This window comes from Pseudomonas sp. UME65, from assembly GCF_014170225.1.
Classification (GTDB): Bacteria; Pseudomonadota; Gammaproteobacteria; order Pseudomonadales; family Pseudomonadaceae; genus Aquipseudomonas; species Aquipseudomonas protegens.
This window is the reverse complement of record NZ_LZZQ01000016.1, coordinates 487,158-504,023: the sequence shown is the minus strand read 5'-3', so window position 1 is coordinate 504,023 and position 16,866 is coordinate 487,158. Positions and strand designations below refer to the sequence as shown.

At 64.7% G+C, this 16,866-nt stretch carries 15 protein-coding genes; 9 read left to right on the top strand and 6 right to left on the bottom strand.

The genetic code is table 11. The features are described from left to right. Window positions 1-7 precede the first annotated feature (7 nt). From A9971_RS27385 to A9971_RS27370, 4 genes are all read right to left on the bottom strand, one after another. The gene (locus A9971_RS27385) at window positions 8-1,111 is read right to left on the bottom strand and encodes an ABC transporter ATP-binding protein (RefSeq protein WP_093403273.1); all 1,104 of its coding nucleotides are present in this window, start codon (window positions 1,109-1,111) and stop codon (window positions 8-10) included. Window positions 1,112-1,134: 23 nt separating this feature from the next. Then, the gene (locus A9971_RS27380) at window positions 1,135-1,965 is read right to left on the bottom strand and encodes a carbohydrate ABC transporter permease (RefSeq protein WP_011061359.1); all 831 of its coding nucleotides are present in this window, start codon (window positions 1,963-1,965) and stop codon (window positions 1,135-1,137) included. Window positions 1,966-1,975: 10 nt separating this feature from the next. Next, window positions 1,976-2,902, bottom strand: coding sequence for a carbohydrate ABC transporter permease (locus tag A9971_RS27375; protein ID WP_011061358.1), 927 nt, complete (start codon window positions 2,900-2,902; stop codon window positions 1,976-1,978). 157 nt (window positions 2,903-3,059) lie between these two features. Beyond that, complete coding sequence (locus A9971_RS27370; protein ID WP_259652304.1) at window positions 3,060-4,331, bottom strand: sugar ABC transporter substrate-binding protein; 1,272 nt, start codon at window positions 4,329-4,331, stop codon at window positions 3,060-3,062. 385 nt (window positions 4,332-4,716) lie between these two features. Between A9971_RS27370 and A9971_RS27365 the strand changes: the two genes are divergently transcribed. The 6 genes from A9971_RS27365 (at window position 4,717) to A9971_RS27340 (ending at window position 11,664) form a co-directional block, all read left to right on the top strand. Further along, window positions 4,717-5,739 carry an AraC family transcriptional regulator gene (locus tag A9971_RS27365; protein ID WP_041120647.1) on the top strand — a complete coding sequence of 341 codons (1,023 nt, stop codon included), beginning with the start codon at window positions 4,717-4,719 and terminating at the stop codon, window positions 5,737-5,739. A 347-nt stretch (window positions 5,740-6,086) separates the two neighbouring features. Further along, window positions 6,087-7,751: an AMP-binding protein gene (locus A9971_RS27360; protein ID WP_183000209.1), complete on the top strand. Its 1,665-nt coding sequence runs from the start codon at window positions 6,087-6,089 to the stop codon at window positions 7,749-7,751. A gap of 14 nt (window positions 7,752-7,765) precedes the next feature. Continuing rightward, entirely contained in the window at window positions 7,766-8,527 is a 762-nt protein-coding gene (locus A9971_RS27355; RefSeq protein WP_011061354.1) for an SDR family NAD(P)-dependent oxidoreductase, read from the top strand. Between the two features lie 12 nt (window positions 8,528-8,539). Beyond that, window positions 8,540-9,730 carry an acetyl-CoA C-acyltransferase gene (locus A9971_RS27350; RefSeq protein ID WP_011061353.1) on the top strand — a complete coding sequence of 397 codons (1,191 nt, stop codon included), beginning with the start codon at window positions 8,540-8,542 and terminating at the stop codon, window positions 9,728-9,730. A 12-nt stretch (window positions 9,731-9,742) separates the two neighbouring features. Continuing rightward, a complete protein-coding gene (locus tag A9971_RS27345; protein WP_015635656.1) occupies window positions 9,743-10,870 on the top strand; it encodes an acyl-CoA dehydrogenase in 1,128 nt (375 codons plus the stop codon). A 20-nt stretch (window positions 10,871-10,890) separates the two neighbouring features. Beyond that, window positions 10,891-11,664 (top strand): enoyl-CoA hydratase, encoded by a 774-nt coding sequence (locus A9971_RS27340; RefSeq protein WP_011061351.1) that lies wholly within the window; start codon window positions 10,891-10,893, stop codon window positions 11,662-11,664. Window positions 11,665-11,825: 161 nt separating this feature from the next. On the opposite strand, the gene A9971_RS27335 is transcribed toward A9971_RS27340, so the two are convergent. Next, a complete protein-coding gene (locus A9971_RS27335) occupies window positions 11,826-12,977 on the bottom strand; it encodes an acyl-CoA dehydrogenase family protein (RefSeq protein WP_011061350.1) in 1,152 nt (383 codons plus the stop codon). Between the two features lie 4 nt (window positions 12,978-12,981). Continuing rightward, window positions 12,982-14,088, bottom strand: a complete 1,107-nt coding sequence (locus A9971_RS27330; protein ID WP_053158594.1) for an enoyl-CoA hydratase/isomerase family protein — start codon at window positions 14,086-14,088, stop codon at window positions 12,982-12,984. A gap of 460 nt (window positions 14,089-14,548) precedes the next feature. On the opposite strand from A9971_RS27330, the gene A9971_RS27325 reads away from it, so the two are divergent. The 3 genes from A9971_RS27325 (at window position 14,549) to A9971_RS27315 (ending at window position 16,833) form a co-directional block, all read left to right on the top strand. Further along, window positions 14,549-15,328 (top strand): transporter substrate-binding domain-containing protein, encoded by a 780-nt coding sequence (locus A9971_RS27325; RefSeq protein ID WP_011061348.1) that lies wholly within the window; start codon window positions 14,549-14,551, stop codon window positions 15,326-15,328. A 72-nt stretch (window positions 15,329-15,400) separates the two neighbouring features. After that, window positions 15,401-16,126: an ABC transporter permease gene (locus A9971_RS27320; RefSeq protein ID WP_053151708.1), complete on the top strand. Its 726-nt coding sequence runs from the start codon at window positions 15,401-15,403 to the stop codon at window positions 16,124-16,126. Next, window positions 16,123-16,833, top strand: coding sequence for an ABC transporter permease (locus A9971_RS27315; RefSeq protein WP_011061346.1), 711 nt, complete (start codon window positions 16,123-16,125; stop codon window positions 16,831-16,833). Before A9971_RS27320 ends, A9971_RS27315 begins: the two co-directional genes overlap by 4 nt. Window positions 16,834-16,866: the final 33 nt, after the last annotated feature.

The following is a 16,866-nucleotide window of genomic DNA, read 5'->3' as shown; positions in this document are numbered from 1 at the left end:
TCTGGGATCAGGCGGCGGCGCGCAGGGGGCGGGACACGGCGACCCCCTGGGCATCGAATAGATGGCAGTGCTGGGGGGCCAGGTGCAGGTGCAGCTGTTCGCCGTAGCGGCTCGCCAGGTCACCGCGGATACGCAGGGTCAGGGCTTCACCGCAACTGCTGCGGACATGGCAGAAGGTGTCGCTGCCCAGGCGCTCGGCCACGTCGCTGGTGACTGCCAGGCTGCCCGGGCCGGGCTCGCCCAGCTCCAGATGCTCGGGGCGGATGCCCAGGGTCACCTCACTGCCCAGGCTCAGTTGCGCACCGCTCTGCTCCAGGCGCAGGCGTGCCCCGGCATCCAGCTGGACCTCGCAGCCCTGGCCGTCGACGTGGCTGATGCGGCCCTTGAGAAAGCCCATCTTCGGCGTGCCGAGAAAGCCTGCGACAAACAGGTTGGCCGGGCGATGGTAGAGTTCCAGGGGCGAGCCCACCTGTTCCACCCGGCCACCATTGAGCACCACCACCTTGTCTGCCAGGGTCATGGCTTCCACCTGGTCGTGGGTCACGTAGATCATGGTGGCCTGCAGTTCCTTGTGCAGGCGCGCCAGTTCCAGGCGCATCTGTACCCGCAGGGCGGCATCGAGGTTGGACAGCGGTTCGTCGAACAGGAAGATCTTCGGGTTGCGCACAATGGCCCGGCCAATGGCCACGCGCTGGCGCTGGCCGCCGGACAGCTGCTTGGGCTTGCGTTCAAGCATCGGCCCCAGTTCCAGGATGCGCGCCGCTTCGTCGACCTTCTGCTGCACCAGGGCCTTGTCGACCCCCGCCAGGTCCAGGGCGAAGGACATGTTCTTGCGCACGCTCATGTGCGGGTACAGGGCGTAGGTCTGGAACACCATGGCCAGGTCGCGCTTGGCCGGGCTGACTTCGGTGATGTCGCGACCGTCCAGCTCGATGCTGCCGCCGCTGACTTCCTCCAGCCCGGCGATCAGCCGCAGCAGGGTGGACTTGCCGCAGCCCGAGGGGCCGACGAAGACCACGAACTCCTTGTCGTTCACCTCAAGGTCGATGCCCTTGATGATGTCGAAGCCTTCGAAGCCTTTTTGCAGGTTGTTGATTTTCAGGTGAGCCATGGGATGTCTCCGCAATTTCAGAGTTACTTCACCGCGCCAAAGGACAGGCCGCGCACCAACTGCTTCTGGCTGATCCAGCCGAAGATCAGGATCGGCGCGCAGGCCAGGGTCGAGACCGCCGAGAGCTTGGCCCAGAACAGCCCTTCGGGGCTGGAGTAGGAGGCGATCAGCGCGGTCAGCGGGGCGGCGTTGGAAGAGGTCAGGTTCAGCGACCAGAAGGCTTCGTTCCAGCACAGGATCAGTGACAACAGCGCGGTGGAGGCCAGGCCGCCCTTGGCAATGGGCATGAGTACCCGCAGCATCTCCTGGGCCAGGGTGGCGCCGTCCAGGCGGGCGGCTTCGAGGATGTCCCGGGGGATGTCCTTGAAGTAGGTGTAAACCATCCACACCACGATCGGCAGGTTGATCAGGGTGTAGATCACGATCAGCGCGATGCGCGTATCCAGCAGGCCGAAGCTCTTGGCCAGCAGGTAGATGGGCATCAGCACGCCCACCGGCGGCAGCATCTTGGTGGAGAGCATCCACAGCAGGGTGCGCTTGGTGTTGCGGGTTTCAAAGAAGGCCATGGAGTAGGCCGCCGGCACCGCGATCAGCAGGCACAGGGCGGTCGCGCTGAAGGAAATCACCACCGAGTTCCAGGCGAAGGCCAGGTAGTTGCTGCGCTCGTTGATGTGCAGGTAGTTCTCGAGCGTTGGCGTGAAGATGAATTGCGGCGGCGTGGCAAAGGCGTCGATCTCGCTCTTGAAGCTGGTCAGCACCATCCAGAAGATCGGGAAGAAGATCAGGATCGCGATGGCCCAGGCCAGGGTGCCCAGTAGCAGGCTTTGCAGGCGTCGGGATTGTTGCAGGGTCATGGCGGCCACCTCAGCTCTGGTCAGTCAGGTTTTTGCCGATCATCCGCACCAGGATGATCGCGGCGATGTTGGCGATGACCACGGCGATCAGCCCGCCGGCCGAAGCCATGCCGACGTCGAACTGCACCAGGGCCTGGTTGTAGATCAGGTACGCCAGGTTGGTGGAGGCGTAGCCCGGGCCACCGTTGGTGGTGGTGAAGATCTCGGCGAACACCGACAGCAGGAAGATGGTCTCGATCATCACCACCACGGCAATCGGCCGGGCCAGGTGCGGCAGGGTCAGGTGCCAGAAGATGGCGATGGGCCCGGCACCATCGAGGCGCGCGGCTTCCTTTTGTTCCTGGTCCAGGGACTGCATGGCGGTCATCAGGATCAGGATGGCGAACGGCAGCCACTGCCAGGAAACGATGACGATGATCGACAGCAGCGGGTAGTGCGCCAGCCAGTCCACCGGCTGGGCGCCGAACAGTTTCCACAGCGCGGCGAGGATCCCCGACACCGGGTGGAAGATCAGGTTCTTCCAGATCAGCGCGCCCACCGTGGGCATGATGAAGAACGGCGAGATCAGCAGCACCCGGACGATGCCCCGGCCGAGGAACTCGCTGGCCTCCAGCAGGGCGCTGATCAGTACCCCGAACACCACGCTGATCAGCAGTACGCTGCCCACCAGCAACAGGGTGTTGGTGGCCCCGGGCACAAAGCCCGAATCACTGAGGAAGTAGCTGAAGTTCTCCAGGCCGACGAACTGGTTCTCGCCGGGGTACAGCAGGTTGTAGCGGATCACTGAAAAGTACAGGGTCATGCCCAGGGGCACGATCATCCACAGCAGCAACAGCGCCACCGAGGGGCTGACCAGGAACCAGCCGGGGTTGGCCAGGCGGCTTTTGCGAGGCGCCGCCTGCGGTTGCACATGCAGCTTGGCAGTCGAGGTATTCATAAGGGTCACAACCAGTTGGGTACAAGGGGGCGCGACACGGCGCTGGCACGGCCGGGCTGCCCGTAGGTGCTGGCTTGCCAGCGAAGGCGCCCTTGAACACTGCGCAAGACTCAAGGGCTTCTTCGCCGGCAAGCCGGCTCCTACAGGGAGAGCCGGGTTATTTCGGGTAGCCGGCGCGTTTCATTTCCCGTTCGGTGCTCTGCTGCGCGGCCGCCAGGGCCTGGTCCACCGTGGTCTGGCCGATCAGGGCGGCGGAAAACAACTTGCCGACCTGGGTGCCAATGGCCTGGAACTCGGGGATGGTCACCAGTTGGATGCCGACGTAGGGCACCGGCTTTAGAGTGGGCTTGCTCGGGTCGGCGACCTTCAGCGATTCCAGGGTGACCCTGGCGAACGGCGCGGCCTGCATGTAGGCCTCGCTGTAGGTGGAGGCGCGGGTGCCCGGCGGCACATTGGCGATGCCATCCTTCTCGGCCACCAGGGCCGCGTACTGCTTGGAAGTGGCCCAGGCACTGAAGGTCTTGGCGGCGTCCTTGGCCTTGGAACTGGCGGGGATCGCCAGGGACCATGAGTACAGCCAGGCGCTGCCCTTGTCAGTGACCTGGTGCGGCGCGTAGGTGAAGCCCACATGGTCGGCGACCTTGCTCTGGCTCTTGTCGGTGACGAAAGAGCCGGCCACGCTGGCGTCGACCCAGATCGCGCACTTGCCGCTGTTGAACAGCGCCAGGTTTTCGTTGAAACCGTTGCTCGAAGCCCCGGGCGGGCCGGACTTCTTCATGTTGTCGACATAGAAGGTCAGGGCGTTCTTCCATTCCGGCCCGGTGAACTCGGGCTGCCATTGTTCATCGAACCAGCGTGCGCCATAGCTGTTGGCCAGGGTGGTGATCAGGGCCATGTTTTCGCCCCAGCCGGCCTTGCCCCGCAGGCACAGGCCGTACTGTTCCTGGTCGGGCTTGTTGAGCTTGGCGGCGAATTCGCCGATCTGCTCCCAGGTCGGCCGCTCGGGCATGCTCAGCCCGGCCTCCTTGAACAGGTCGGTGCGGTAGTAGGTCATGGAGCTTTCGGCGTAGAACGGCAGGGCGTAGAGAGTGCCCTTGACCGACAGGCCCTCGCGCACCGAAGGGAAGACATCGTCCAGCTCATAGCTGGCCGGCAGGTCCTGCATCGGTTGCAGCCAGCCCTTGGCGCCCCAGAGTGCGGCTTCGTACATGCCGATGGTGAGCACGTCGAATTGCCCGCCCTGGGTGGCGATGTCGGTGGTCAGGCGCTGGCGCAGCACGTTCTCTTCCAGCACCACCCAGTTCAGCTTGATGTCCGGGTGCTCGGCCTCGAAGGTCTTGGACAGGCGTTGCATGCGGATCATGTCGCTGTTGTTGACGGTGGCGATGGTCAGGGTCTGGGCGCCAAGGGTGACGCTGCTGAGGGTCATGCAGGTGGTGAGGAGCAGGGCTTTGCTGCAGGGTTTCATCGTTCACTCCTGTCCTGCGCCGGTGAGGGCTGCAGAAGGACGGTTATTGTTGTTATGTCTTCCTCTGCCGAGGAAGAAGGTGGGCTGATTACAGCCCTCAAACGCGGTGCTGACAAATCATCCCTGACACTTGAATTGATACTTTTTTGCACTGGCCCGCCAAAGGGCCATTGGCTTGGGCAGACGTTCTGCGGGACTCGCTAGCGCTTGGGCCTGTTCGCGGCCTTGCAGATGCGTATTGGTTTTGGCCGGCAGGAGGGGCTACCACTTAGCCCAAAGCCCACTGGCTTTTTCCCGGTCACTGCCTAAGATGGCCATCCCAGGATTGAGTAAACCGTTGGCCGCGATGTCGGAAAAAGACACCATCTCCATGCAACTGGTGCGCGAGGCGCTGCTGCAAAGCTGCGCCCCGGGCGCCGCCACCGATGAAGTGCTGCACAAGGTCGGGATCGACCCGGCGGGCCTGCAGCAGGGCACGGCGCGGGTACCGGCCAGTGCCTATGCACGGCTCTGGCGCCTGCTGGCGCGGCGCCTGGACGATGAGTTCTTCGGCATGGACCCGCGCCGCCTGAAGTCCGGCAGCCTGGCCTTTCTCTGCCGCTCGGCCATGGCCCAGCCGACCCTGGCCAGCGGGTTGGACTCGGTGCTGGGCTTTCTGACGCTGATGTTCGAGCGCATGCCGGCGCAGCTGGTGCATCAGCAGAGCCTGGCGGAAATCGTCCTGCTGGAGGATGAACACGAGCCGCGGCGGGCCTTTACCTACTTCACCTACTGGATGATTGTCCACGGCGTGGCCTGCTGGCTGGCGGGCCGGCGCATTCCGATCCTGGCCATCGAGCTGCGCGGCCCGCAGCCGGATTTCTGTGACGACTACCGGGTGATGTTCTCCGACAACCTGCGTTTCGAGCGGCCGCGCACGCGGATGATCATCGCCGCCGACTGCCTGGACCTGCCGATCAAGCGCAGCGAGGAAGAGCTCAAGCGCTTCCTGGCCCATGCCCCGGCCAACATCCTGGTCAAGTACCGCGACCCCGAGAGCCTGGCCAGCCGCATCAAACAGCAGTTGCGGCAACTGCCAGGGGAGCAGTGGCCCGAGAGCGAAAGCCTGGCCCAGAGCCTGTGCATGTCCGCCTCGACCCTGCGCCGGCGCCTGGCCGAAGAAGGCCAGAGCTACCAGGCGCTCAAGGACAGCGTGCGCAAGGAACTGGCGATTGTCTGGCTGGCCGAGCCGCAGATCAGCTTTGCCGAGATTGCCGGGCGCCTGGGGTTTGCCGACACCAGCTCGTTCTACAAGGCCTTTCGCAAATGGTCCGGTTCCAACCCCGGGCATTACCGCAGCCTGATCCTCAACGACCCGCACCTCTCGTAGGCGCCGGCTTGCCGGCGAAGAGGCCCGCAAGCCTTGTACCGCCCGAGACGACGCCTTCGCTGGCAAGCCAGCTCCTACACAGGCGGTAACCCCCATCCCCCGTAGGAGCCGGCTTGCCGGCGAAGAGGCCAGCAAAGCTTGCACCGCTCGCGCCGACGCCTTCGCTGGCAAGCCAGCTTCTACGGCAATTTCAGGTGCCGCCGCCAACCGTGGCGGGGCGTGCTCTTGGCCAAACCGGTCACGCAACTTGATAGCTTTGACCATTGTTCCGCGAGGGCTCTGGCGCCAGTATTTCCCTGATTTTCATGAGGTTCCCATCCTAATAAGAACAGTGAGGGATTCTGGCAATGCGCAACTACCTGTCTGCTATCAAGGAATTCGATTATCAGCACACCATGGAGTCGGCCCTGGCGGGCTCGCTCTCAGCCCTCAATGCCTGTGTCGAGTGCTGCGACCGGCATGCCTTGCCCGGGCGCATCGCGCTGTTCTGGGAAGGCCGGGACGGCAGCAGCGCCAGCTACACCTTCACTGAACTGCAGGACAAGGCCGGGCGCCTGGCCAACTTCTTCCTGGCCCAGGGGGTCGGCAAGGGCGATAAGGTCGCCGGGCTGCTGCCACGCAATGTCGAACTCTTGATCACGGTGCTGGCCACCTGGCGCATTGGCGCGGTGTACCAGCCGCTGTTCACCGCCTTCGGCCCCAAGGCCATCGAGCACCGTCTCAACAGCTCCAAGGCCAAGCTGGTGGTCAGCGACGCGGTGAACCGGCCCAAGCTGGCGGAAGTCGCCGAATGCCCGACCACCGTCACGGTCGCAGGCGCCAAGGGCCAGGGCATCGTGCGCGGTGACTTCAGCTTCTGGGCCGAGCTGGAACAGTACCCGGCCCAGTGCGAGCCCGTGCTGCTGACCGGCGAAGACCCATTCCTGCTGATGTTCACCTCGGGCACCACCGGCCCCTCGAAAGCCCTGGAAGTACCGCTCAAAGCGATTGTCGCGTTCCAGGCCTACACCCGCGACGCGGTGGACCTGCGCCCGGAAGACGCCTTCTGGAACGTCGCCGACCCGGGCTGGGCCTACGGCATCTACTTCGGCGTCACCGGCCCCTTGGGCCTGGGCCACCCGATCACCTTCTACGATGGCCCCTTCACCCTGGAAAGCACCTGCCGGGTGATCAACAAGTACGGCATCACCAACCTCACCGGTTCGCCCACTGCCTACCGCCTGCTGATCGCTGGCGGCGACCAGTTCGCCCGTTCGATCAAGGGCCGCCTGCGTATCGTCAGCAGCGCCGGCGAGCCGCTCAACCCCGAAGTCATCCGCTGGTTCGCCGAACAGCTGGGCGTGGTGATCCACGACCACTACGGCCAGACCGAGCTGGGCATGGTTCTGTGCAACCACCACGGCCTGGAGCACCCGGTGCATGTCGGCGCCGCCGGTTTCGCCTCGCCGGGCCACCGCATCGTGGTGCTGGATGAGCACTACCAGGAACTGGGCGTCGGCCAGCCGGGGATTCTGGCCATCGACCGCAGCCAGTCACCCATGTGCTGGTTCGCCGGTTACGCCGGGGTGCCGACCAAGGCCTTTGTCGGCAACTACTACTTAAGCGGCGATACCGTGGAGTTGAACCAGGACGGCAGCATCAGCTTCGTGGGCCGCAGCGACGATGTCATCACCACCTCCGGCTACCGGGTCGGCCCGTTCGACGTGGAAAGCGCGCTGATCGAACACCCGGCCGTGGTGGAAGCGGCGGTGGTGGGCAAGCCCGATCCGGAGCGCACCGAACTGGTCAAGGCCTTCGTGGTGCTCAGCGAGCAGTACCGCGCCACCGATGAGCTGGCAGAGGAGTTGCGCCAGCACGTGCGCAAGCGCCTGGCGGCTCATTCCTACCCCCGTGAAATCGAATTTGTCAGCGAATTGCCGAAGACCCCAAGCGGCAAATTGCAGCGCTTTATCTTGCGCAACCAGGAAATCGCCAAGGCTCAAGAGGCCGCGGCGTCAACAGCTACCGCATGAACAGGATTTGAATGATGGACATTGCAAACCAGGTGTTTCTCGTCAGTGGCGGCGCTTCCGGCCTGGGAGCCGCCAGCGCCGAAATGCTGGTCGCCGCCGGCGCCAGGGTGATGCTGGTGGACCTCAATGCCGAGGCCGTGGCGGCCAAGGCCCAGCAGCTGGGCTGCCAGAGCGTGGTGGCCGACATCAGCCAGGAAGCCGCGGCCGAAGCGGCGGTGCAGGCCACGGTCAAGGCCTTTGGCGGGCTCAACGGCCTGGTCAACTGCGCCGGCATCGTGCGTGGCGAGAAAATCCTCGGCAAGAACGGCCCCCACGCCCTGGCCAGCTTCAGCCAGGTGATCAACGTCAACCTGATCGGCAGCTTCAACCTGCTGCGCCTGGCAGCAGCAGCCATTGCCGAAAGCCCGGCCAATGCCGACGGCGAGCGCGGGGTGATCATCAACACGGCGTCCATCGCCGCCTTCGACGGGCAGATCGGCCAGGCGGCCTACGCCGCCTCCAAGGGCGCCATCGCCAGCCTGACCCTGCCGGTGGCCCGGGAGCTGGCACGCTTCGGCATCCGGGTGATGACCATCGCCCCGGGTATTTTCGAAACCCCGATGATGGCCGGCATGAGCGACGAAGTGCGGGCCGGCCTGGCCGCCGGCGTGCCATTCCCGCCACGCCTGGGCAAGCCCGCCGAGTACGCCGCGCTGGTGCGGCACATCATTGAAAACAGCATGCTCAACGGCGAGGTGATCCGTCTCGACGGCGCCTTGCGCATGGCCGCCAAGTAAGGAGGATTCATCATGTCCATTGCCCAAGATCCGATTGTCATCGTCAGCGCCGTCCGTACCCCCATGGGCGGTTTCCAGGGGGACCTCAAAGGCCTCAGCGCGCCGCAACTGGGGAGCGAAGCCATTCGCGCCGCAGTCCAGCGCGCCGGCATTGCACCGCAGGCGGTCGAAGAAGTGCTGTTCGGCTGCGTGCTGTCCGCCGGCCTCGGCCAGGCCCCGGCCCGTCAGGCCGCCCTGGGCGCCGGCCTGGACAAGGGCACCCGCTGCACCACCCTGAACAAGATGTGCGGTTCCGGCATGGAGGCCACCATCCTGGCCCACGACATGCTGTTGGCCGGCAGTGCCGAGGTGGTGATCGCCGGTGGCATGGAAAGCATGTCCAACGCCCCGTACCTGCTGGACCGCGCTCGCAGCGGCTACCGCATGGGCCACGGCAAGGTGCTGGACCACATGTTCCTCGACGGTCTGGAAGACGCCTACGACAAGGGCCGCCTGATGGGCACCTTCGCCGAGGATTGCGCCGAGGCCAACGGCTTTACCCGTCAGGCCCAGGACGATTTCGCCGTGGCTTCCCTGACCCGTGCCCAACAGGCGATCAAGGATGGCCTGTTCAAGGACGAGATCGTTCCCCTGCAGGTGATGGTCGGCAAGGAGTCGAAGCTGATCAGCGACGACGAGCAGCCGCCCAAGGCCAAGCTGGACAAGATCCCCACCTTGAAACCGGCGTTCCGCGACGGTGGCACCGTGACTGCGGCCAACTCCAGCTCGATCTCCGACGGCGCCGCGGCCCTGGTGCTGATGCGCCGCTCCGAAGCTGACAAGCGCGGCCTCAAGCCCCTGGCAGTGATCCACGGCCACGCGGCCTTCGCCGATACCCCCGGGCTGTTCCCGGTGGCCCCGGTGGGTGCCATCGAGCGGCTGATGAAGAAGACCGGCTGGTCGTTGAACGAGGTCGACCTGTTCGAGATCAACGAAGCCTTCGCCGTGGTCAGCCTGGTCACCATGAGCAAGCTGGAAATCCCCCACGCCAAGGTCAACGTGCACGGCGGCGCTTGCGCCCTGGGCCACCCGATCGGCGCTTCCGGTGCGCGGATCCTGGTGACCCTGCTGTCGGCCCTGCGCCAGAAAGGCCTCAAGCGTGGCGTGGCCGCGATCTGCATCGGCGGTGGTGAAGCCACGGCCATGGCCGTTGAATGCCTGTAACGAGGAATCCCGATGTTGCCCAATGACGAACAACTGCAGATCAGCGACGCGGCCCGGCAATTCGCCCAGGAGCGCCTCAAGCCTTTCGCCGCCGACTGGGACCGCGAGCACCGCTTTCCCAAGGAAGCCATTGCCGAGATGGCCGAGCTGGGTTTCTTCGGCATGCTGGTGCCCGAGCAGTGGGGCGGGTGCGACACCGGCTACCTGGCCTATGTCATGGCCCTGGAGGAAGTCGCCGCCGGTGATGGCGCCTGTTCCACCATCATGAGCGTGCACAACTCGGTGGGCTGCGTGCCGATCCTCAAGTTCGGCAACGATGACCAGAAGGAACGCTTCCTCAAGCCCCTGGCCAGTGGCGCCATGCTCGGCGCCTTCGCCCTGACCGAACCCCAGGCCGGCTCCGATGCCAGCAGCCTGAAGACCCGGGCCCGCCGCGACGGCGACCACTATGTGCTCAACGGCTGCAAGCAGTTCATCACCTCCGGGCAGAACGCCGGGGTGGTGATCGTGTTCGCTGTCACCGACCCGGCGGCCGGCAAGCGCGGCATCAGTGCCTTTATCGTGCCCACCGACTCGCCGGGCTATAAGGTCGCGCGCGTCGAGGACAAGCTCGGCCAGCACGCCTCCGACACCTGCCAGATCCTCTTCGAGGATGTGAAGGTGCCGCTAGCCAACCGCCTGGGCGAGGAGGGCGAGGGCTACAAGATCGCCCTGGCCAACCTTGAAGGCGGGCGCGTGGGCATTGCCTCGCAATCGGTGGGCATGGCCCGGGCCGCATTCGAAGCGGCACGGGATTACGCCCGCGAGCGCGAAACCTTCGGCAAGCCGATCATCGAGCACCAGGCCGTGGCCTTCCGCCTGGCGGACATGGCCACCCAGATCGCCGTGGCGCGGCAGATGGTGCACTACGCCGCGGCCCTGCGCGACAGTGGCAAGCCGGCGCTGGTGGAGGCCTCGATGGCCAAGCTGTTCGCCTCGGAAATGGCCGAAAAGGTCTGTTCCGCGGCCTTGCAAACCCTGGGCGGCTATGGCTATTTGAGCGACTTCCCGGTGGAGCGGATCTACCGCGATGTGCGCATCTGCCAGATCTATGAAGGCACCAGCGACATTCAGCGCATGGTCATTTCGCGCAATCTCTGACTTTTAGCAGGAGCTGATTCATGAGCTACGAAACCATTCTGTTGGACATCAAGGGCCGGGTCGGCCTGATCACTCTCAACCGCCCCCAGGCGCTGAACGCCCTCAATGCACAGATCGTCGGCGAGGTGAACCAGGCCCTGGATCGCCTGGAAGCCGACCCGCAGATCGGCTGCATCGTCATCACCGGTTCCAAGAAAGCCTTCGCCGCCGGTGCCGACATCAAGGAAATGGCCGAGCTGAGCTACCCGCAGATCTACCTCGACGACCTGTTCAGCGACAGCGACCGCGTGGCCAACCGGCGCAAGCCGATCATCGCCGCGGTCAACGGCTTCGCCCTGGGCGGCGGTTGCGAACTGGCGCTGATGTGCGACTTCATCCTGGCCGGCGACAACGCCAAGTTCGGCCAACCGGAAATCAACCTCGGCGTGCTGCCGGGCATGGGCGGCACCCAGCGCCTGACCCGCGCGGTCGGCAAGGCCAAGGCCATGGAAATGTGCCTGACCGGGCGTTTTATCGACGCCGTGGAAGCTGAGCGTTGCGGCATCGTCGCACGCATCGTGCCGGCCGATGAACTGGTGGAAGAAGCCCTGAAAGTGGCAGCGGTGATTGCCGGCAAATCGATCCCGGTGAGCATGATGATCAAGGAAAGCGTGAACCGCGCCTTTGAAGTCAGCCTGTCCGAGGGCGTGCGCTTCGAGCGCCGGGTATTCCACGCCGCCTTCGCCACCCAGGACCAGAAAGAAGGCATGGCCGCCTTCATCGCCAAGCGTGACCCGCAGTTCAAGGACCAGTAACCGCAGCGTCCTAGCCACGTAGGAGCTGGCTTGCCAGCGAAGGCGTCCCCGAGGGCAGCGCATGACTCAGGGGCCTGCTCGCCGGCAAGCCGGCTCCTACGAGGGAACAGCCAAAAAAAATCGCAGCCGGGGCTGCGATTTTTTGTTTTCGGCGTCAATGCCTACAGCTGGTAATGCTTCAACTCGCGAGCGATCAGCAGGCGCTGGATCTCGCTGGAGCCTTCGTAGATCTGGGTAATCCGTGCGTCACGGTAGTAGCGCTCCACCGGATAGTCCTCCAGATACCCATAACCACCATGGATCTGCATGGCCGAGGAGCAGACCTTCTCGGCCATTTCCGAGGCGAACAGCTTGGCCTGGGAAGCCTCCGACAGGCACGGCTGGCCCGCGCTGCGCAGGCGCGCGGCGTGGAGGATCAGCAGGCGGGCGGCATTCAGGCGGGTGTGCATGTCGGCCAGCAGGTTGGCGATGCTCTGGTGTTCGATGATCGGCTTGTCGAACTGCACCCGCTCCCGGGCGTAGGCCAGGGCTGCTTCAAAGGCGGCGCGGGCGATGCCCAGGGCCTGGGCGGCGATGCCGATGCGCCCGCCTTCGAGGTTGGACAGGGCGATGGCCAGGCCCTTGCCCCGTTCACCCAGCAGGTTGGCCTCGGGGATGGTGCATTGGTTGAGGGTCACGGCGCAGGTGTCGGAGGCGCGGATGCCCATCTTGTGTTCGGTGCGGTCGACGATGAAGCCCGGGGTGTCGGTGGGCACCAGGAACGCCGACAGGCCTTTCTTGCCCAGTTCCGGGTCGGTCACTGCAAAAACGATGGCTAGCTGGGCGCGCTTGCCGTTGCTGACGAACTGCTTTGCGCCGTTGATTACCCACTGGCCGTCCCGCAGTTCGGCGCGGGTGCGCAGGTTGTGGGCTTCGGAGCCGGCCTGGGGTTCGGTCAGGCAGAAGCAGCCGATGGCTTCGCCAGCGGCCAGGCGCGGCAGCCATTGCTGCTTTTGTTCCTGGCTGCCGTAGTTGAGGATCGGCCCGCAGCCCACCGAGTTGTGGATGCTCATCAGGGCACCGGTGGCGCCGTCGCCGGCGGCGATTTCTTCCACTGCCAGGGCATAGGCCACGTAGTCCAGGTAGCTGCCGCCCCATTCCTCGGGAACCACCATGCCCAGCAGGCCCAGTTCGCCCATCTTGCGCACCAGGCCATCGTCGATCCAGCCGGCTTTTTCCCAGGCCTGGGCATGGGGGGCGATCTCGCCTCGGGCGAAGTCCCGGGCCATGTCGCGGATCATCACTTGCTCTTCGGTCAGTTCAATGTCGTGCATGAGTTCAGCTCCCGCTGCCGTCAAAACCGCTGAAGAAGCTCGCCACCCGATCGGCGTCGAGGGCCGCCAGGGTGGGCGGATTCCAGTGCGGAGTCTTGTCTTTGTCGATGATCAGGGCGCGTACGCCTTCCATCAGGTCGCCACGCTCGAACCACTGCCGGTCCAGGTGCAGTTCCAGGGCGAAGCATTGTTCCAGGCTCAACTGGCGGCCGTGGCGCAGCATTTCCAGGGTCACGGCCATGGCCAGGGGAGAACGGGTTTCCAGCAGGTCGGCGGTGCTGCGCGCCCATTCATGGCTGTCGGCAATGGTGACGGTACGCAGTTGCTCGACGATGCTGGGTACGTCCGCCTGGGCGAAGAAGTGGTCGATGACCGGGCGCAAGGCTTGCAGGGGCGCATCGGGCAGGGTCTGCACCGCGAGCCTGGCCAGCAGGCCTTGCAGGTCCTTGAGGGGCGAGTCGCTCCAGTGCAGGCGGTCCAGGCGCTGGTTCAGCAGGTCCAGCTTGCTGCTGTCCAGGTGCCAGTCGGCCAGGCCGCAGTACAGGGCATCGGCGGCGCGGATCTGCACGCCGCTGACTCCGAGATAGATCCCCAGCTCACCGGGTATGCGCGACAGGAAGTAACTGCCGCCAACATCCGGGAAGTAACCGATGGCCACCTCCGGCATCGCCAGGCGGCTGCGCTCGGTGACTACCCGCAGGTCGGCGCCTTGCACCAGGCCCATGCCGCCACCCAGGACAAAACCGTCCATCAGCGCCAGCACCGGCTTGCGGTAGTGGTGGATGGTCAGGTCAAGGGCATATTCCTCGACGAAGAAGTCTTGGTGCAGGCTGTCGCCGCTGTGGTAGCTGTCGTACAGCGAGCGGATATCGCCGCCGGCGCAGAAAGCCTTGTCCCCCGCGCCACGCAGGACGACGGCGTGGATCAACGGATCCTGGGCCCAGTGGTCCAGGTGCTGCTGCAAGGTGCGGACCATCGACAGGGTGATGGCGTTGAGGCCGGCGGGGCGGTTTAGGGTCAGGTAGCCGATGTGGTTGCGCACCTCGACCAACACTTCGTCCGGGGTGGCGTCGGGGGCCCGGCTCGCCTGGGATGAAACCTGAGCAGTCATCACTAACTCCCTGCTTTTATTGTTTTTTATATGAGGCTCGCGCGCGAGCATCGGCGGATCGTAGCAGTGCAAATTTGCCAATTACAACCCGGAAAGCTGCAGGTCGACTGTGCATTTTTGCATGACAAAAAAACACGCCCTGGCCTTGCGCAACCGCTCTGGACCAAGGTGTAGAGCCTTGACGACAGAATCGGCTGTGAAATAGCCGTGATCAGCCGATCCCGGCTGTTTCAGGCGCCCCTTACGACACCTGGGCCACTTCGGCAGTTGGCATTCTGGCGCTCCGTTGCAGCGTAGACCGCGGCAACCAGGAACGGGTTCGGCTCTGCGCGCCAAACCCGGCCAATAACAACAAGAACCCGACTGCGGCGACCCCGCATCCACTCTCTGCCCCTGTCACAAGTGGGGCCTGGCATTGCTGCCGGGCCGCTATAAATCCAAATAATCCGGGACTCTGAAGATGACTAAACACTGGCTGGCTGTGCCGTTACTGGCAATTGCGTGCGTTTCCATGGGCGCCAGCGCCAAGGAATGGAAAGAACTGCGCTTTGGCGTCAACCCGAGCTATCCGCCCTTTGAATCCACCACGGCAGGCGGCGGCGTGCAGGGCTTCGGTGTCGACCTGGGCAACGCCATCTGCGCCGAGCTCAAGCTCAAGTGCGTGTGGGTCAGCAACGACTTCGACGGCCTGATCCCGGCACTCAAGGCCGGCAAGTTCGACGCCATCGAGTCCTCCATGACCGTTACCGATGCGCGGCGCAAGCAGATCGACTTCAGCGACCGGCTGTACGCCGGCCCCACGGCCATCGTCACGCGCAAGGGCTCGGGCCTCGAACCCACCGGTGAATCGCTGAAGGGCAAGACCCTGGGCTACATGCAGGGCACCGTCCAGGAAACCTACGCCAGGGCCAAGCTGGGCCCGGCGGGGGTCAAGCTGCGGGCCTACCAGAACCAGGACCAGGTCTATGCCGACCTGGTCTACGGCCGGCTGGACGCCTCGATCCAGGACAAGCTGCAAGCGCAGATGAGCTTCCTCGCATCACCCCAGGGCGCCGACTTCGAGAACAGCGTCGGCATCAGCGACCCTCTGGTGCCGTCGGAGATCGCCATTGGCCTGCGCAAGGACCAGGACGAGCTCAAGGCCATGCTCAATGGCGCCATCCAGGCGCTGCATGAGAAGGGCATCTACGCCCAGATCCAGCGCAAGTACTTCGGCGACCTCGACCTCTACAACAACTGATCGCCCACGGCGGGCCCCGGGACTGTTACCCAGTATCCCGGGCCCGGCCGTGGCCCGAGCAAGGTGATTGGCGTGAATACCTTTCTGACTCTGTTAGGCCTGGACCTCGAGGTCCTGCAAGGCTATGGGCCGCTGTTGCTGCACGGCGCCTGGATGACCCTGAAGCTCTCCGCCCTGGCGCTGCTGGTGAGCATGCTCCTGGGGTTGCTGGGGGCGGCGGCCAAGCTTTCGCCGCTGCGCCTGCTGCAGATCCTGGCGACCTGCTACACCACCTTGATCCGCGGCGTACCGGACCTGGTGCTGATGCTGCTGATCTTCTACAGCCTGCAGGGCTGGCTCACGGCCCTGACCGAACTGCTGGACTGGCCCTATATGGAGATCGACCCCTTCGTGGCCGGGATCGTGACCCTGGGCTTCATCTACGGCGCCTATTTCACCGAGACCTTTCGCGGGGCAATCCTCAGCGTGCCCCGGGGCCAGCAGGAAGCCGCGGCGGCCTTCGGCCTGAGCCGCATGCAGCGCTTTCGCCACGTGGTGTTCCCGCAGATGATGCGCTTCGCCTTGCCGAGCCTGGGCAATAACTGGCTGGTGCTGCTCAAGGCTACGGCGCTGGTGTCGATCATCGGCCTCACCGACCTGGTCAAGGTGGCCCAGGAAGCCGGCAAGAGCACCTTCAACATGCTGGATTTCCTGCTCCTGGCGGCGGCCCTGTACCTGCTGATCACCAGCGCTTCGAACCAGCTGCTGCGGCGCCTGGAACGGCACTACAACCAGGGCGTGCGAGGGCTGTCGCGATGATCGAACTGATCCAGGAATACTGGCGGCCGTTTCTGTTCACTGACGGCGAGAGCCTTACCGGGCTGGCCATGACCCTGTGGCTGCTGGTGGCCAGCCTGGCCATGGGTTTTGTCCTGTCGCTGCCCCTGGCCATTCTGCGCACCTCGCACTGGGCGCTGCTGCGCTGGCCGGTGCAGCTGTTCACCTATGTGTTTCGCGGCACGCCTTTGTACATCCAGCTGCTGATCTGCTACAGCGGCCTGTACGGCATTGCCGCGATACGCCAGCAGCCGTTGCTCGAAGCCTTCTTCCGCGATGCCATGAACTGCACCTTGCTGGCCTTCACTCTGAACACCTGCGCCTACACCGTGGAGATCTTCGCCGGGGCCATCCGCAGCATTCCCTATGGCGAGATCGAGGCAGCCCACGCCTATGGCCTGAGCGGCTGGCGCCTGTACTGGCGGCTGATCCTGCCTTCGGCCCTGCGCCGGGCGCTGCCGTACTACAGCAACGAGGTGATCCTCATGCTGCACGCCACCTCGGTGGCCTTCACCGCCACCATCCCGGACATCCTCAAGGTGGCCCGGGACGCCAATGCCGCCACCTTCATGACCTTCCAGGCCTTCGGCATCGCCGGCCTGTTGTACCTGGGGCTGTCCTTCGGCCTGGTGGCGGCCTTCCGCCTGGCGGAGCGGCGCTGGCTGAGCTTCCTCGGCCCGGCTCACTGACGCTCCTTTCCTCTTTTTCCTATCCAGAACCTT

What these genes read in the sequence shown, in the direction of transcription:
- A9971_RS27360 (WP_183000209.1), top strand. Translation starts at nt 6,087, where the DNA reads ATGCGCAACTACCTGTCTGCTATCAAGGAATTCGATTATCAGCACACC.
- A9971_RS27315 (WP_011061346.1), top strand. Translation starts at nt 16,123, where the DNA reads ATGATCGAACTGATCCAGGAATACTGGCGGCCGTTTCTGTTCACTGAC.
- A9971_RS27355 (WP_011061354.1), top strand. Translation starts at nt 7,766, where the DNA reads ATGGACATTGCAAACCAGGTGTTTCTCGTCAGTGGCGGCGCTTCCGGC.
- A9971_RS27335 (WP_011061350.1), bottom strand. Translation starts at nt 12,977, where the DNA reads ATGCACGACATTGAACTGACCGAAGAGCAAGTGATGATCCGCGACATG.
- A9971_RS27370 (WP_259652304.1), bottom strand. Translation starts at nt 4,331, where the DNA reads ATGACCCTCAGCAGCGTCACCCTTGGCGCCCAGACCCTGACCATCGCC.
- A9971_RS27365 (WP_041120647.1), top strand. Translation starts at nt 4,717, where the DNA reads ATGTCGGAAAAAGACACCATCTCCATGCAACTGGTGCGCGAGGCGCTG.
- A9971_RS27340 (WP_011061351.1), top strand. Translation starts at nt 10,891, where the DNA reads ATGAGCTACGAAACCATTCTGTTGGACATCAAGGGCCGGGTCGGCCTG.
- A9971_RS27350 (WP_011061353.1), top strand. Translation starts at nt 8,540, where the DNA reads ATGTCCATTGCCCAAGATCCGATTGTCATCGTCAGCGCCGTCCGTACC.
- A9971_RS27375 (WP_011061358.1), bottom strand. Translation starts at nt 2,902, where the DNA reads ATGAATACCTCGACTGCCAAGCTGCATGTGCAACCGCAGGCGGCGCCT.
- A9971_RS27380 (WP_011061359.1), bottom strand. Translation starts at nt 1,965, where the DNA reads ATGACCCTGCAACAATCCCGACGCCTGCAAAGCCTGCTACTGGGCACC.
- A9971_RS27330 (WP_053158594.1), bottom strand. Translation starts at nt 14,088, where the DNA reads ATGACTGCTCAGGTTTCATCCCAGGCGAGCCGGGCCCCCGACGCCACC.
- A9971_RS27385 (WP_093403273.1), bottom strand. Translation starts at nt 1,111, where the DNA reads ATGGCTCACCTGAAAATCAACAACCTGCAAAAAGGCTTCGAAGGCTTC.
- A9971_RS27325 (WP_011061348.1), top strand. Translation starts at nt 14,549, where the DNA reads ATGACTAAACACTGGCTGGCTGTGCCGTTACTGGCAATTGCGTGCGTT.
- A9971_RS27345 (WP_015635656.1), top strand. Translation starts at nt 9,743, where the DNA reads ATGTTGCCCAATGACGAACAACTGCAGATCAGCGACGCGGCCCGGCAA.